The following is a 14,378-nucleotide window of genomic DNA, read 5'->3' as shown; positions in this document are numbered from 1 at the left end:
CGGTTCCTCTCGGTCGGCCTGCCGGTCACAGGGCGGAGCGCATGGTCCACAGCTCCGCGAAGAACCGGTGCTCGTTGATCTTCCGCAGCCAGGCGGCACCGTCCGTGCCGCCGCTGCCACGCTTGCCGCCGAGCATGCGCTCCACCACCAGCAGGTGGGTCGCACGCCAGCGGGAGAACTGGTACGCCACCTCGAGCAGGTGCTCGGCCAACTCGTAGGCGGACCGGTACTTGTCCGGGCTGCGGTACGCCGTCGCCCACACGTCCTCGACGGCCCGGTCCGGCTCGTACGGGACCGTGACGTCGCGGCTGAGCACGTGCTCGGGAACGGGCAGCCCGATCCGGTAGAGGTGGCGCAGCACCTCGTCGTACAGGCTCGGCCGTTCCAGCTCCGCCCGTAGTCGCGGGAAGCGGATGAAGTCGCTGCGCCGCACCATCGCGGCGCCACGGTTGCCGAGGGTGAACTCGAGCAGCCGGTACACGGGGGACTGGGTGCCCGAGGCCTCGCCGAGCTCGTCGCGGAAGCCGAGGAACTCGTCCACCGGCATCGCATTCATGCTCTCCCAGCAGCCGACCAGCGTGCGCTGGTGCCGCGCCGCGCGGGACAGCGCCCGGCAGGCCGCCTCCGGCCGGTCCTCGCGCACCCGGGCGCGGGCCTGGTCGACCTCGAGCTGCACCATCCGGAACAGCAGTTCCTTGACCTGGCTCAGGAGGATGAACTGCAGCTCGAAGGGGGACTCCGTGGCGGGTTCCTGCAGGTCGTGCAGGTCGTCCATGCGGGCGTAGTCGACGTACGGGTTCGGATGGGTCACCGCAGCACCTCCCACAGGTGCGCCACGGCGTCGTACACGTCGGTCCACGAGACGTAGAGGCCGTTGAGGCAGATCCGCAGCAGGTCCGGCGGCCGTTCGTCGACGACCACCCCCCGGCGCAGCAGCGCCTCGGCCACCGCGACGGCGTCCGGCAGGCGCAGCGTCACGTGGTTGCCACGGCGATCCGGGGCGCGGGGCGTGACGACCTCGACCCCGTCCAGGTCCGCGAGCAGCGCGAACAGGTATTCCGCAAGCCGGACGCTCTTGTCGCGCACGGCTGCCACCCCGGCCTCCTCCAGCGGCTCGAGGGCCGCCTCGAGGGCCAGCAGGGACAGCAGGTGCGGCGTACCGGTCCGGGCCCGGGCGATGCCGGCGGCGGGGACGAAGGCGTCCGTCATCGCGAACGGGTCCGCGTGCCCGTGCCAGCCGGTGACCGCGAGGTCGAGGTCGCCGTGGTGCCGGCGGGCCGCATACAGGAAGGCCGGTGCTCCCGGCCCGCCGGACAGGTATTTGTATCCACAGCCGACGGCCAGGTCCACGGCGTCGTGGTCCACCCGCAGCGGGATCGCGCCCGCCGCGTGGCTGAGGTCCCACACGGCGACGCCCCCGGCGCGACGGATCGCGGCGGTGAGTCCGGCGACGTCCCAGAGCTCCCCGGTGCGGAAGTCGACGGCGCCGCACAGCACCGCGCCGACTTCGCCGGCGTACCGGTCGAGGACCGCGGGGAGGGCGTCCATCGGGGTCTCGACCAGCCGCAGGCCCAGTAGCCGAGCCACCGACGCGGCCAGGTACCGGTCCGTGGGGAAATTCCCCGCGTCGGCGACCAGCACGCGGCGGCGCGGTACGAGCCGGGCGGCGGCGGTGAGGCCGTTGAACAGTTGCACCGAGGTCGACTCTCCCACGACCACCTGGCCGGGTTCCGCGCCGATCAGCCGGCCGATGCGGTCGCCGACCCGCTCCGGCGCGTCCCACCAGCCGTCGTCCCACCATCCGCGGATGAGATGCTCGCCCCATTGCCGCCGGACCGCGTCGTCGAGCGCGACCGGCACGCCGACGGCCGGCGGGCCGAGCGAGTTCCCGTTGAGCGCGAGCGTCCCGGCCGGGATGAGGAAATCCTTTGCGAAGGCGGCGAGCGGATCTGCGGCGGCTTCCTGCTCGGCCCATTCACGGGTCAATTCCACGAGGCACCTCCCCCTTTATGAGCACCCGGCCGCGGGACGGGCACAGCGGATCCGTACCGTACTCAGGTATATCTTCGCCCCAGCTCAGGGCACAATGCAGAGCACTGTGAAGACATTCAGAGAAGCTAAAACTGCTTCATGAAGAATGCAGAGAACACCGTCGCACCGCCGGGCGGCACCCAGAATGAAACAATGACCGTCACCGAATTGCTGAAGCGCTGCGCCGGGCCGGGATGCCCGGCCGGCACCGCCGCCGGTTCTCCGCTCTGCCGCACGTGCGCCACCCGGCTCGGTCAGGCGCTGCGCAGACTGCCCACGCTGTACCAGCAGTGCGGAGAACGCCATCTGCGCAGCCCGGCGCCGGCGTGGGAGCGGCCGCCGCGCGCCGGGCGGCCGGGACCGAGCGGGCCGCTGCACGCCGGGGCGGCGGACGCACGGCACGCCATCGAGACCGTGCTCGCGTCGTGGGCGGGGTTGACCGCCCAGGCGACCGGCGCGCCCGCACCGCGACGGGTCGTGGCGGATCTCAGCCGGTTCCTGCTCGGCCGGTTCGGCTTCCTGGTGCGGCACCCGGCGGCCGGTGACCTGGCAGCGGAGGTCTCCGGCCTGGTGTCCGAGGCGGAGCGGGTGCTGCGCCCCGAGAGCGGGCGACACCTCGGGGCCTGCGTCGTCCCCGGCTGCGAGGGACATCTCGCCGGCGGTCGGGGAACCGAGCGGCTGCGGGTCATCTGTGACGCGGACGCCGCCCACGAGTGGAACGGGCCCGAGGTGCTGTCGCTGGTCGCCGAGAGCCCGGCACCCCGGGAACCGGCCTGGATCAGCGCGGCCGGCATCACCGCGCTGTGGGGCGTCACCCGGGGCACGGTGTACCGCTTGGCGAGCGAGGACAAGTGGAGGCGTCAGCGGCGTGCGGGACGCACCTATTACGCCACCGAGGACGTCCGGAACACGCTGGCGTGACCGGCTCCGACGAGGGAACCGGCCGTGAGCTGGCCGGCCAGTTCCCTCGGCGCCTGCCCGCCGATCGTGACGACGGTTGACCGACCGCCGGCGGCGACGGTTCCTTCGAGCAGCGCCGGGCGCCCCAGCTCCGCGCCCTGCCTGATGCGGAAGGACCGTTCCGCGGCGGGAACCGGGCATGCGGCGAGCCACGCCCCGAACGCCAGACCCACGGAGGCACAGGCGGGATCTTCCGGGAGAGCCCAGCCGGGGGCGAACAGCCGGGCGACAGCGGTGTCCTCCGCCTCGTCCCAACTGAACAGGAACACCTCCGGCAAGGCGTGGCGGCCCATGGCGGCGAAGTCGGGACGAGCCCGGGCGAGCGCCGCCGGACGGACGGGCACCAGCCGGAACAACGGCCCGAACCCCGCCTGTACGGGCTCGCCGGCCAGATCGGCCCGGGTGAGCCCGACGGCGTCGAGCACCGGATCCGCCGGCAGCGGCTCGAGGGGCTGCGGACCCACCGCGCTGAGCGCGGCCCGGTCGGCGTCGGCGCGCACAGTCAGCAGCCTGCCTGCGCATTCCTGCACCACCGTGCCGGCGGGGAGAACACCGCACCGGACCACGGACACCGCGGTTCCCACGGCCGAGTGCCCGCCGAACGGCGACTCCCCCGCCGCGGTGAAGACCCGGACCCGGTAGGTGGCGCCGGGCATCGTCGGTCGCAGCACGAACACGGTCTCGTCGGCGCACAGCCGGCCGGCGATCCACTGCATCTCCGCGGTGTCCAGCCCGTCCGCGTCGTGCACGACCGCCAGCGGGCTACCGCCGCCGGCTTCCGTACCGAAGACTCCCACGATCTCGAAGGAGACGGTCATCACTCCCCCTGCAGGTAGGCGGTGGCGAAGTCCACGAGCACCCGCTCGTCGCCCTCGAATGGCGAGTCGGGGCGGGGCCAGTGCACGACGAGGTCGGTGAAGCCCAGGTCCGCGAAGAGCCCGGCCGCGTCCCGGTAGCTGCCGACGGAGTCCAGCACCCCGCCGACGGCACCGTCGGTCAGCAACAGCCGGCGCAGGCCGGCCGGGTCCCGCCCCTGGGCCGCGCAGGCCTCGTCCAGGGTCGCCAACTGCTCCTTGAGCAGCGGAGCCACCTGGTCGAAGCGGTTCTGTACGAAGACGTTGGGCGGGCCGCTGGTGACCCAGATGTCGGCATGCCGGGCGGCCAGCGCCATGCCGCGCGGGCCGGCGGCGGCGACGGCCAGCGGCAGCCGGGGCGCCACCCGCGACTTCGGCAGGACGACGGCGTCGCGGGCCGAATACCACCGGCCGGTGTACGTGGTCCGCGGCTCGCGCAGCAGCCGGTCGAGCAGTCCCACGAACTCGTCGAACCGATCCATCCGGGCGCGCGGCGCCAACGCCGGTCCGCCCTGGATCGACTCGTCGAATCCGGGGGCTCCGGCGCCGACGCCGCAGACCATCCGGCCCTGCGCGATGTCGTCCAGCGAGACGAGTTCCTTGGCGAAGCTGACCGGGTGCCGGAAGTGGGGGCTGGCCACGAGCGTGCCGAGCCCGATCCGATCGGTCACCGCGGCGGCGGCGGCGAGCGTGGGCACCGCCGAGAACCACGGCTTCTCGCTGAACCACCGCCACATGAGATGGTCGTAGGTCCAGGCGTGGGCGTACCCGAGTTGTTCGGCGAGCGTCCACCGCTCCCGGGCCCTCGGCCAGCGGTGCTCCGGCAGGATCAGCACCCCGTGCCGCATCAGCTCGACCGCCAGGCGACATCCGCGGTGTGGGAGCCGACCGCGGTCACCACCGTCCCCAGCCGGCGCTCGCCGTGGGCGACCATGGCGCCCTCCGGCTGGGTCTCGTCCACGGCCTCGTCGCGGCCCAGCGGGTACAACCCGTTGGCGGCGAGGTCCAGGGCGACCGCGCGCAGCCGCCGCAGCAGTTGACCGGCGACGGCCGCGTCGGTGACCGGTGCCCGCAACGTCATGAAGAAGTTGTCGTAGAGCACCGAGGTGCGCTCGGACGGGGAGACCGGCGCCTCGGCGACGCTGTCCTGCAGCAGCGATCGGCCGTTGGGCACCAGCCGGGCGGCCACGTCCTCGTGGATCGCCCGGTGGGCCTCGACCGCGGCCCGCACCCCTGCCGCGTCGTCCTCCTGGAGCCAGCCGCGCGACCGGCCGCGCAACAGTGAACGCACCTGGCGGAAGTCCGGCGCCCAGGTGCCGCTGAAGCCCCGGTGCTGCAGGAACATCGCCGGGCGGATCAGCGTGGTGTAGAGGTCACGCGGGCACGAGCCGCTGTAGAGCAGCATCGCGCCGTACCCGTGGACGTAGGTCTCCAGGCGGTCCAGCACGGCCCCACCGGGCGCGGGCCCGTCGGCCGGGTACTCGGCCAGCAGGGCACCCATCAGCCGCCAGAGGGCGAACGTCACCTGATGGCCGCTGATCCAGCGGAACCAGAACAACTGCTCGTACGTGGACGCGGGCGGAAGGTCGAAGCGGCCGGCGCCGTGCCGGCCGCCGTCGAGCAGGCGCAGTTCGGCACACACCCGGTCCACGTCGCAGTCCGGCACGTCGGGTGCGGCGGCGTGGCGGACTGCGCGGGCGTCGCCGGTCGGGGGCATGGTCAGCGGCTCCAGGCCGTACGGGAAGTCACCGAAGTCCCACGCCTGCACCCGCGGGTCGGTCAACGTGGCCGCGGTCATCGCGGTCCCGCCGGCACGTGGGTGAACTCGAACTCCAGGCCGTTGGGGTCGAAGACGTAGAGGCTGCTCACCCCGTCGCCGTCGACGACGATGTCGGTGGGGCCGTCGGGCCGGGCGAAGGAGAACCGGCCCGACTCGTACAGTTCGATCCACCGCTCCCGAACCGCTACCAGTTCCTCCGGACGGTCCAACTGCAGACAGACGTGCTGGAACTGGTACGCCTCCGCGGGCGGCAGCTCCCGGGTGTGCGTGGCCCGGTCGAACAGATGCACCCGCAGGTCGTCCGTGGCGACCTCGACCAGTCTGCGGATGCCGGGGAGACGGCTGAGCGTCAGGTCCGAGAACCGGTCGAGCTCCCAGTTGAGCCGGGCACCGAAGAACTCGCGGTACCAGCGCACGCTGTTGTCGAGATCCGATGTCTGTACGCCCACGTGGTGGACGCGAGGTTGCAATACGGCTGTCGGCACGGTCCTGCCTCCTTGCTGTTGCGACACGAGAAATCGTCCGAGAACGAAACAGCCGCCGTCGAGGAAGTGGCACAGCCGTTCCGCTGATCACGCGCAAACACGGTAATGGCGAGACTGCCAGAACATATCTTCGGACTTCGGCGAGGGTCAATGCAGATGTTTCCCAGGCGCATCAGAGATCTTACAAACCGACTACAGAACCGGCTGAGAGGTTGCTGAGCACAACTCGGCGCCGCCCTCTATCGTTTTTTCCGATATGGATACTCCTACTACCACTCTCGTCCTCGGCGCCACCGGATCCGTCGGCGGCCGGGTCGCCGCTCGCCTGCGAGCCCTCGGCGAGCCGGTGCGGGCCGCCTCCCGGCACGCGGACACGCGGTTCGACTGGGCGGACGAAACCACCTGGGAACCGGCCCTGGACGGCGTCGGCAGGCTCTTCCTCATGGCGCCCGACGGCGTGGACGTCGATCCGGGGTTCCTCCGGCTGGCCGCGGACACGATCGGCCGCGTCGTGCTGCTCTCCAGCCGCAGCATCGAGGTCATGCGGGACGAGCGGCTGCTGAACGCGGAGCGTCTGGTCCGCGAGTCCGGCATGGACTGGACCATCGTCCGCTCGGACTGGTTCGACCAGAACTTCGACGAGGGGCCGTTCCACGCCGCCGTCCTGGCCGGCGAGCTCAGCGTCCCGCTGGAGGACTGCCGGCAGACCTTCGTGGACCTCGAGGACGTGAAGGAGGTGGCGGTGCGGGCTCTGCTCGAGGCCGGCCACTCGCAGCGCACGTACGAGGTGACCGGCCCGCAGGCGCTCTCCTTCGCCGAGGCCTGCGCGGTGATCGGGGCTGCCGCCGGCCGCACCGTGACGTTTCACGGCAGCCCGCAGGAATACCGCCGCAGCCAGGCGGCGCTCGGGCGCCCCGAGGAGGAGCTCGATGCCGAGATCGAGGCCTTCGCCGCGCTCCGGGTACTCGACGACTCGCAGCCGCTGGACACCGTGGAGCGGGTGACCGGCCGTCCGGCCCGCACGTTCGAGCAATATGCCGCGGACGCCGCCGCGGCGGGCCACTGGCGCTGACTTCCGCACGACGGAATTGCATGTTCTCTCACGATGAATTGATGATTCCCTGAGGTCTCGCGCTTCTCTGATCGGTTAGGTTCGACGCATTGTGGACGGACAACCGTTTATCAGGGAGGGCAAATGATCAGCCGCCGCGGACTACTCGGTGCGGCCGCGTCCGCCGTCGCGGTCGTGGGCTTCGACCCGTTCGGACACCGTTGGGTCACCGGGGCCGAGGCCGCGACGCGGCCGTCGTTCGCCGGCGTTCCCCCGCTCGACGGCGAACTCGCCGTGGACGCGGCCGCCCGGCAGGCGGTCGCCACCGACCTCGGCAACATCGTCCATCAGCAGCCGCAAGCGGTGCTGCGCCCGGCCTCGACCGGCGACGTCGCCACGATGATCCGGTTCTGCTCGGCGCACGGCATCCCGGTCTCCACCCGCGGCCAGGCACACACCACCTACGGCCAGGGTCTGTCCGCCGGCCTGGTGATCGAGATGCGCCACCTTCGCCGCATCCACTCGCTCGGCGCCCGGTACGCGGAGGTCGACGCCGGGATCCTCTGGAAAGACCTGGCCATCGCGGCGAACGGGCACTCCCCTCGGCTGACGCCCCCGGTGCTCACCGGCTACACGGGACTGACCGTGGGCGGCACGCTCTCGGTCGGTGGCATCGGCGGCATCGTCGGCGGGCTGCGAACCGGTCTGCAGGTCGACCACGTCCGCGAGCTCGAGGTGGTCACCGGCACCGGCAGCATCGAGCGCTGCTCCCGGCAGCACAAGCCCGACCTGTTCGACGCGGTGCTCGGCGGCCTCGGCCAGTGCGCGGTGATCACGAGGGCGGTGATCGAGCTCGTCCCCGCCCCGGAACGCGCCCGCAACTTCGTGCTGCAGTACTCCGTGAACGCCCCGTTCTTCCGGGATCTGCGCCTGCTCATCGACCGAGCCGGCGTCGACCACGTGTACGCGGAGTTCACCGCGCCCGACCCGGCGCCGGTCTACAAGATCCACGCGACGGCGTTCTACGACGCTCCCGCGGCGCCGGACGATGCGGCGATCCTCGCCGGCCTGACCGCCGAGGCCGTGGTCGAGGACACCCCGTACCTCGACTACGTGCTCACCATCGACCGGTTGATCGACATGCTGCGGGAGACCGAGAACTGGGACCGTCTGGTCAAGCCCTGGTACGACGTGTGGCTGCCCGACTCCACGATCGAGCAGTACCTCGCCGAGCTGCTGCCCACCCTGACCGCACGCGACATCGGACCGTACGGCGCGGGGCTGATCTACCCGCAGCGCCGCGACCTCGCCACCCGGCCCGCTCCCCGGCGCCCCGGCCCGGACGGCTCGCCGTTCGTGTACGTGGTCGACATCAACACCGTTTCCAGCGCCCCCGGCGCGGATCCCCAGTTCGCCGCCGAGATGCTGGAGCGCAACAAGCGGCTGTACGCCCGCGCCCGGGAGAAGTACGGCGCGGTGCTCTACCCGATCGGGTCGGTGCCGTTCACGGCGCAGAACTGGCGCGACCACTACGGCAGCAGTTGGTCGGCCTTCCACGCCGCCAAGCGCCGCTACGACCCCACGGGCGTGCTCACGCCCGGTCCCGGGATCTTCAGCCCCCGAGGGTGATGCCCGTTGTCAGGCGACGACCGACACCTGGAACCCCTGCACGCCGTTCTCGACCGCGTCAGTTGCGCCGTCCCGCGGCTCGCGACGGCCACCGTCGGCGTCGTGGGCGGGCGCCCCGGCGCTGCCCCGATGACGCCGGCCGCCACCGAGGCGCTGCGAACCATCGTCAGCCGTGCCGCACGCTGGGTGCTGGGCAGCGTCGACGACCGCGCCGAGCAGGCGGGCATCAGCGAGGCCGGCCTGCTCGACCCCGGAGACCACGGCCTCACCGGCCCGCTGCTGAGCCAGGCCTGCACCGACATCTGCCAACGCACCTGGAAGGCCCTGGTGGCGCAGGCCACGCCCGAGGAGGGCGCGCTGCTGCTGGAACGCACGGCGCGCTACCTCGCGGCCGGCTCCCTCCTCGTCGAGCACGTGCTCACTTGCTCGCGATCCGCCGAAGAGGGCGAGGCACATCCCGAGGCGGGCCGGCAACAGTTGCTGGCGCGGCTGCTGAACGGCGATCGACGGCCCGCCCCGGGTATTCCGGTCGCTGCCACGTACGCGGTTCTCGTCGTCCCGGCTCGCCACCCGGCCGCCACGGCCTCCGTCGCCGCACGGCACGACTGGCTCGCCGCCGAACAGCCCGGTTGCGTCATCGTGCTGGTGCCGGTCGACGGACCAGATCGCCGCGCCGAGGGGCGGGTCCGGGCCCGGCACGCCTACCGGATCCTGAGCCCGGAGCAACCGGCCGGGCTCGCCCTGCCGGCCACCGTCGAGGACATCCCCGCGGCGGTGACCGAGGCCCGGGAGGCCGTCGCGACCCTGCGGCGGCTCGGTCGCCACGAACCGGGGCTCCTGCAGCTCGACGACGTCCTGCTGGAGGCCGTGCTCTGTCGCGCACCGGAGCTGGCGGCGCGGCTGGCCGGCAGGCTGCGGCCGGTGACGATGCGCGACCCGTACCTGCTCGACACGCTGACAGCCTTCCTGGACAGCGACTGCGAGCGAAGGGAACTCGCCCGGCAACTGTTCATCCACCCGAACACGCTGAACCACCGCCTCCGGCGCGTCTCCGAGCTCACCGGGCTGTCATTGACCAACGCCGGGGACCTCTGCCTGCTGAAGGCCTCGCTCACCGCCTGGCGGGTGACGAGCGGGGCGGACAGCGTTTCCGCCGGCCGCCAACCTGTCTCCCGGGCGTCCTGACCGGCTCAGCGGACGATGCCGTACGCCTGCTCCCCTCGCGCGCTCGCGGCCGCGAACACCTGCCCGTCCCCGGCGTGGCCGGTCGCACACACCTTGCCCAGTGACTGGGCGGCCACCTGCTGCAGCCGGTGTCCCCGCCGGCGTAGGCCGTCGACGGTCTCCTCCGAGAGTCCCTCCTCGACCACGACGACCGGCGGAGGTTGCTGCCGTGGTGTGAACGACGAGGGCACGTGTCCGGTGTGGAACGTCAGGGCCTCGACGGCCGCCTGCGGCGTCATGCCGAAGTCCAGGTGGTTGATCAGGAAGTTGAGGGTCCACTGGTCCTGCTGGTCGCCGCCGGGCGTACCGAAGGCCATCAGCGGTTCCCCCGACCCGGCCTGCACGATGGTCGGGCTCAGCGTCGTGCGCGGCCGCTTACCCGGTGCCAGGGAGTTCGGATGTCCCTGCGCCAGCCAGGCCATCTGCCCGCGGGTGCTCAACGCGAAGCCGAGGCCGGGGACGATCGGGGAACTGCTGAACCACCCGCCGCTCTGCGTCGCCACCACCATGTTGCCGTCCCGGTCCGTGGCGCTGACGCAGGTGGTGTCGCGGTTCTGCGACGTGCGCCGCACCACCGCGGGGATACCGTGGGCGAGCTGGTCCCGCCAAGCCGGTTCGAGCGGCGGCGGCGCCTCGGGCAACGGCGGGAGCCACGGCGAGCGCCCACCCGGGGAACCCGGGCGCAGGGCGGCCGCGGCATGCTCGCCGATCAGGGCCCGGCGCTCGAGGGTGTAGTCCGCGGACAGCAGTTCCTTCAGGGGGACGTCGACGTGGTCCGGGTCCCCGTACCAGGCCTCCCGGTCGCCGAAGGCCAGCTTGGCCGCCTCGACGACGAGGTGGAGGTGATCGGGGCCGAGGTGCGGCATCGCGGCCAGATCGAAGCCCTCCAGCAGGGCGAGCTGTTGCAGGAACACCGGTCCCTGCGTCCACGGGCCGGGCTTGTGGACGACGTGCCCTCGGTAGCCGGCGGTGACCGGCGGCTCCACGGTGGGCCGCCACGCCGCCAGATCATCGCCGCGCAGCAGACCCCCGTGCCGCTTGCCGGTCGCATCGAGGGCCTCGGCGGAGCCCATGAACGCGTCGATCGCCTCGGCGACGAAGCCCTCGTAGAACACGTCGACGGCGGCCTGGATCTCGAGCTCACGATCCCGGCCGGCCGCGCCGGCCTCCCGGACGATGCGCCGGAAGGTCGCGGCCAGGTCCGGATTGCGCAGAAGCGCGCCGGCGCGGGGCGCGACGCCGCGGTCGAGGTAGATCTTGCCGGTCTCGGTCCACTCCTCGCGGAACAGCGGCGCAAGCACGTCGATGATCCCGGCGGCCTTGGGCAGCAACGGGAATCCCCGTTCCGCGTACCCGATGGCCGGCTCCAGCACCTCGGCGAGCCGCAGCCGCCCGTGGTGCTGCAGCACCTTCATCCACGCGCCGAAGGCACCGGGAACGCAGGCCGCCAGCAGTCCCGACCCGGGGATGTGGTTCAGGCCGAGACGCCGGAACGTGTCGACGGAGGCTCGGCGGGGCATGGGCCCCTGACCGGCGACGACGGTCACCTCGCCGGTCGAGGCGTCGTGGATCATGACCGGCGCCTCGGCGGCCGGCCCGTTGACGTGCGGTTCCACCACCTGGATCACGAAGGCGGCGGCCACCGCCGCGTCGAAGGCGTTGCCGCCGCGGTCGAACATCGCCATGCCGGCCGCGGAGGCCAGCCAATGGGTGGTCGACACCGCTCCGTACGTGCCGTGCAGCTCGGGACGCGACAGCATGATCCTCCCTCCGCAAGGCGCCGGGTGCTCGAAGCCCCGACGCTCACCGCTCGCCGCCGAGCCTGGCACGACCGCGCGGCACTGTGCACGTACGCGGTGCATGGGCACAAGGTTGTTGGTGCCGGCCACAGCAATCCGTCCGATCGCGGATGCGTACGGCCCCATGGGTGAGGATCACGGTAGGCCAGGAGCCAGAGGGAGGGATTGTCGTGCGAACCGATACGGGCGACCAGCTCGTCGAACTCAAGACCCAGCCGCAGTTGCGGGATTGGCAGGATTTCCAGCTCTCGGGAATGCCGCACCTCATCAGCGCGATGCATCTGTGCCAGGCGGTCCACGCCCTCGCCGAGACCGGTCTGCTCGCCGAGCTCCGGGCCGGGCTCCGCCGTGAGGATGTCGACGCACTGTCCGGCTTCGACATCGAGCTGGTCCGCGGGCTGCTGCGGTACCTGGTGGTCCGCGGCGTCGTGGACGACCTGCCGGACGGCTACCGGCTGAGCCGCCGGGGCGAGCTGCTGACGACCGAAGTGTCCCTGGCCCGGCTCGGCGTGTACGCGGGGGCGTACGGGACCGTGACCGCACGGATGGGAGATCTGTTGACCGGCAAGGCGCGGTACGACGTGGACGTCCACCGCGACGGCGGTGCGCTGGGCCGGCACTGCGCCACCCTCTTCTCGGTCTTCCACAGCGACACGATCAGGACCGCGACCCGGGAGCGCGGCATCCGGACGCTCCTCGACGCCGGGTGTGGCGGTGGCCAGCTCCTCATCGACGCCTGCCGGCGAGACGGGCAACTGACCGGCATCGGCCTCGACAACTCGGCGGAGGCCATCGCGGTCGCCGAGAAGCTGGCCCGCGAACACGGCGTCGCCGACCGGATCCAGTTCTTCGTGGCGGACGCGTTCGCCCCCGAGACCTGGCCGGAGGTCTGCCGCACTGCCGACGCCATGTGCATCGTCAGCGCGCTGCACGAGCACTTCCGCCACGGCGAGGCCGCCGTGGCGGAGCTCCTCCGCAGCTACGCCCGCAGCCTTCCCGACCTGACGATGCTGTTGGTCGGCGAGCCGGAACTGCTGTACGAGGACCGGGAGAACCACGACGACTTCCTGCTGATCCACGTGCTGACCGGTCAGGGGCTGCCCCGCGACCGCAACGCCTGGCTGCCGGTCTTCGCGCAGGCCGGGCTGCCCTGCCGGCACATCTACCTGCGTCCGGGCGCCGGACCACGGCTGTGCTTCTACGACCTGGACCCCACATCGCCGCGAGAATGACGCCGCGCCGGGTGGCCGGCCTGGGCGGCGGTCGCGGCCCGCTCGGCCGCTACCGGCACGACCATCGCGGCGACAAGGGGGAATGCGGCTACCACGGCGAAGCTCGGCGCGAAGCCCGTAGCCCCGATCGCCAGGGCCAGGACCGGCGGAGTGGCGGCCGTCAGGACGTTCTGGCCCGTGGTCTGGATGCCGAGGGCTCGGCCGGCCCACGCGGAGCCCGCGTACTCGGCGACCGCGGTAAAGGACAACCCGTTGCTGCTCACCGCCACTACCGCCAGGGACAGCAGGAGGGGCACCGCCAGACTCGATCCGGCCGCGGCGGCGACGGCCAGCGCCAGCATTCCCACGCCGGTAGCGATCGCGATGGCTCGCATGGGCCTCAGGCGGCTGTCGGTGCGGTCGGACCAGTAGCCCGCCCCGAGGCGGCCGAGGGCGCCGCAAGCCTGGGCACCGGCCAGCAGGTACCCGGCGTCGAGGACCGTCCAGCCACGGACGTCGGTGAGGAACACGAGCGCGAACGTGGTGACCGCGAACTGGGGAATGACCAGAAGCGTGCTGGCGGCGTGGATGCGCCACAGATGGGGAGCGCGGTAGGGCGACGTCGAGGTCGGCTTCGGACCGGCTGCCTCCGGGCCGGCGGCGGACGGCTGTGGGGCGGGATCGCGGACAAGCAGTAAGGCTGCCGTCGCCGCGGCCAGGAACAACCCAGCGAGGAACAACAGTGGTACGTCGGTGCCACCGGTCGCGAGGGCCGGCAGCGTGGAAGCGGCCAGCGCGAGGCCCATCGGCTGCGCACTCTGCCTGATGCCCATCGCCAAGGCACGCTCGTGCCGCGCGAACCAGCCGAGGATGAGCCGGCCGCTCGCCAGCACCGAGCCGCCGGCCGCGCCGGCCAGCGCCAGGTACACGGCCAGGCTCGCCGTGCCCTGCGCCCCACGGGCGGCGAGCAGGACAAGGCCGGCCGACCCGAGGCCTGTGGACAGCACGACACGCTCGCCCCACCGGTCCGCCGCGGCGCCCCAGGCAATGAGGGTGAGCATCACGCCGGCGGTGGGGCAGGCGACCAGGACGCCGGCCTGTTCCAGGGAGAGGCCCTCGTCCCGGAATGCGGGGATCAGGTAGGCCATCCCGAACTGGAACGTGCTGCCGGCGGTCATCGCCAGCATGCCGACGACCAGGACCAGCCAGCGCCGGCGCTCACCCACGGGGGGCATGGAATTGACCGAGGACGAACAGGGCGAGGAGCACGACGATCCACAATAGTGCGCGGATGCTCGGTCGTGGTCCGTCGCGCAGCACGGCGACGCCGAGGGGTATGAACGCGATGCCATCC

At 72.1% G+C, this 14,378-nt stretch carries 13 protein-coding genes; 5 read left to right on the top strand and 8 right to left on the bottom strand.

Annotated elements, in window-relative coordinates:
- Positions 1-25: 25 nt before the first annotated feature.
- Positions 26-811, bottom strand: coding sequence for a tryptophan 2,3-dioxygenase (locus EDD30_RS33835; protein WP_211277663.1), 786 nt, complete (start codon positions 809-811; stop codon positions 26-28).
- Positions 808-1,992, bottom strand: coding sequence for an aminotransferase class V-fold PLP-dependent enzyme (locus tag EDD30_RS33830; protein WP_084556116.1), 1,185 nt, complete (start codon positions 1,990-1,992; stop codon positions 808-810). Before EDD30_RS33830 ends, EDD30_RS33835 begins: the two co-directional genes overlap by 4 nt.
- Before the next feature lie 192 nt (positions 1,993-2,184).
- Between EDD30_RS33830 and EDD30_RS41190 the strand changes: the two genes are divergently transcribed.
- Positions 2,185-2,952 carry a hypothetical protein gene (locus EDD30_RS41190; protein WP_071803242.1) on the top strand — a complete coding sequence of 256 codons (768 nt, stop codon included), beginning with the start codon at positions 2,185-2,187 and terminating at the stop codon, positions 2,950-2,952.
- Here EDD30_RS41190 and EDD30_RS33820 read toward each other — a convergent pair.
- From EDD30_RS33820 to EDD30_RS33805, 4 genes are read right to left on the bottom strand one after another with little or no spacing between them, the layout of a single operon-like run.
- The gene (locus EDD30_RS33820) at positions 2,916-3,809 is read right to left on the bottom strand and encodes a PhzF family phenazine biosynthesis protein (protein ID WP_084556115.1); all 894 of its coding nucleotides are present in this window, start codon (positions 3,807-3,809) and stop codon (positions 2,916-2,918) included. The two genes, EDD30_RS41190 and EDD30_RS33820, sit on opposite strands and share 37 nt — an antisense overlap.
- Positions 3,809-4,693 (bottom strand): LLM class flavin-dependent oxidoreductase, encoded by an 885-nt coding sequence (locus EDD30_RS33815; protein WP_071803240.1) that lies wholly within the window; start codon positions 4,691-4,693, stop codon positions 3,809-3,811. The genes EDD30_RS33820 and EDD30_RS33815 overlap by 1 nt, the downstream gene beginning before the upstream one ends.
- Positions 4,693-5,643, bottom strand: a complete 951-nt coding sequence (locus EDD30_RS33810; RefSeq protein ID WP_071803239.1) for a hypothetical protein — start codon at positions 5,641-5,643, stop codon at positions 4,693-4,695. The genes EDD30_RS33815 and EDD30_RS33810 overlap by 1 nt, the downstream gene beginning before the upstream one ends.
- Positions 5,640-6,110, bottom strand: a complete 471-nt coding sequence (locus tag EDD30_RS33805; protein ID WP_071803238.1) for a VOC family protein — start codon at positions 6,108-6,110, stop codon at positions 5,640-5,642. Before EDD30_RS33805 ends, EDD30_RS33810 begins: the two co-directional genes overlap by 4 nt.
- 256 nt (positions 6,111-6,366) lie before the next feature.
- Here EDD30_RS33805 and EDD30_RS33800 point away from each other — a divergent pair, with 256 nt between their 5' ends.
- From EDD30_RS33800 to EDD30_RS33790, 3 genes are all read left to right on the top strand, one after another.
- Positions 6,367-7,182 carry a Rossmann-fold NAD(P)-binding domain-containing protein gene (locus tag EDD30_RS33800; RefSeq protein ID WP_071803237.1) on the top strand — a complete coding sequence of 272 codons (816 nt, stop codon included), beginning with the start codon at positions 6,367-6,369 and terminating at the stop codon, positions 7,180-7,182.
- Between the two features lie 123 nt (positions 7,183-7,305).
- Positions 7,306-8,790, top strand: a complete 1,485-nt coding sequence (locus EDD30_RS33795) for an FAD-binding protein (RefSeq protein ID WP_071803236.1) — start codon at positions 7,306-7,308, stop codon at positions 8,788-8,790.
- A 6-nt stretch (positions 8,791-8,796) separates the two neighbouring features.
- A complete protein-coding gene (locus EDD30_RS33790) occupies positions 8,797-9,975 on the top strand; it encodes a PucR family transcriptional regulator (RefSeq protein ID WP_071803235.1) in 1,179 nt (392 codons plus the stop codon).
- Between the two features lie 5 nt (positions 9,976-9,980).
- Here EDD30_RS33790 and EDD30_RS33785 read toward each other — a convergent pair whose 3' ends face one another.
- A complete protein-coding gene (locus tag EDD30_RS33785; RefSeq protein WP_071803234.1) occupies positions 9,981-11,774 on the bottom strand; it encodes a gamma-glutamyltransferase family protein in 1,794 nt (597 codons plus the stop codon).
- 209 nt (positions 11,775-11,983) lie between these two features.
- Here EDD30_RS33785 and EDD30_RS33780 point away from each other — a divergent pair, with 209 nt between their 5' ends.
- A complete protein-coding gene (locus tag EDD30_RS33780; RefSeq protein ID WP_071803233.1) occupies positions 11,984-13,045 on the top strand; it encodes an SAM-dependent methyltransferase in 1,062 nt (353 codons plus the stop codon).
- Here EDD30_RS33780 and EDD30_RS33775 read toward each other — a convergent pair.
- On the bottom strand, positions 13,012-14,250 hold the full coding sequence (locus EDD30_RS33775) for an MFS transporter (RefSeq protein WP_211277662.1): 1,239 nt from the start codon (positions 14,248-14,250) through the stop codon (positions 13,012-13,014). The two genes, EDD30_RS33780 and EDD30_RS33775, sit on opposite strands and share 34 nt — an antisense overlap.
- Positions 14,251-14,378 lie beyond the last annotated feature (128 nt).

The organism is Couchioplanes caeruleus, from assembly GCF_003751945.1.
In the GTDB taxonomy this organism is placed as follows: domain Bacteria; phylum Actinomycetota; class Actinomycetes; order Mycobacteriales; family Micromonosporaceae; genus Actinoplanes; species Actinoplanes caeruleus.
Note: the sequence above shows the minus strand (reverse complement) of the source record. Positions and strands in the feature narration are given on the sequence as shown.

Excerpts from the sequence above, each read along its gene's own strand:
- EDD30_RS41190 (WP_071803242.1), top strand. The coding sequence starts at position 2,185 with ATGACCGTCACCGAATTGCTGAAGCGCTGCGCCGGGCCGGGATGCCCG.
- EDD30_RS33820 (WP_084556115.1), bottom strand. The coding sequence starts at position 3,809 with ATGACCGTCTCCTTCGAGATCGTGGGAGTCTTCGGTACGGAAGCCGGC.
- EDD30_RS33815 (WP_071803240.1), bottom strand. The coding sequence starts at position 4,693 with ATGCGGCACGGGGTGCTGATCCTGCCGGAGCACCGCTGGCCGAGGGCC.
- EDD30_RS33810 (WP_071803239.1), bottom strand. The coding sequence starts at position 5,643 with ATGACCGCGGCCACGTTGACCGACCCGCGGGTGCAGGCGTGGGACTTC.
- EDD30_RS33800 (WP_071803237.1), top strand. The coding sequence starts at position 6,367 with ATGGATACTCCTACTACCACTCTCGTCCTCGGCGCCACCGGATCCGTC.
- EDD30_RS33795 (WP_071803236.1), top strand. The coding sequence starts at position 7,306 with ATGATCAGCCGCCGCGGACTACTCGGTGCGGCCGCGTCCGCCGTCGCG.
- EDD30_RS33785 (WP_071803234.1), bottom strand. The coding sequence starts at position 11,774 with ATGCTGTCGCGTCCCGAGCTGCACGGCACGTACGGAGCGGTGTCGACC.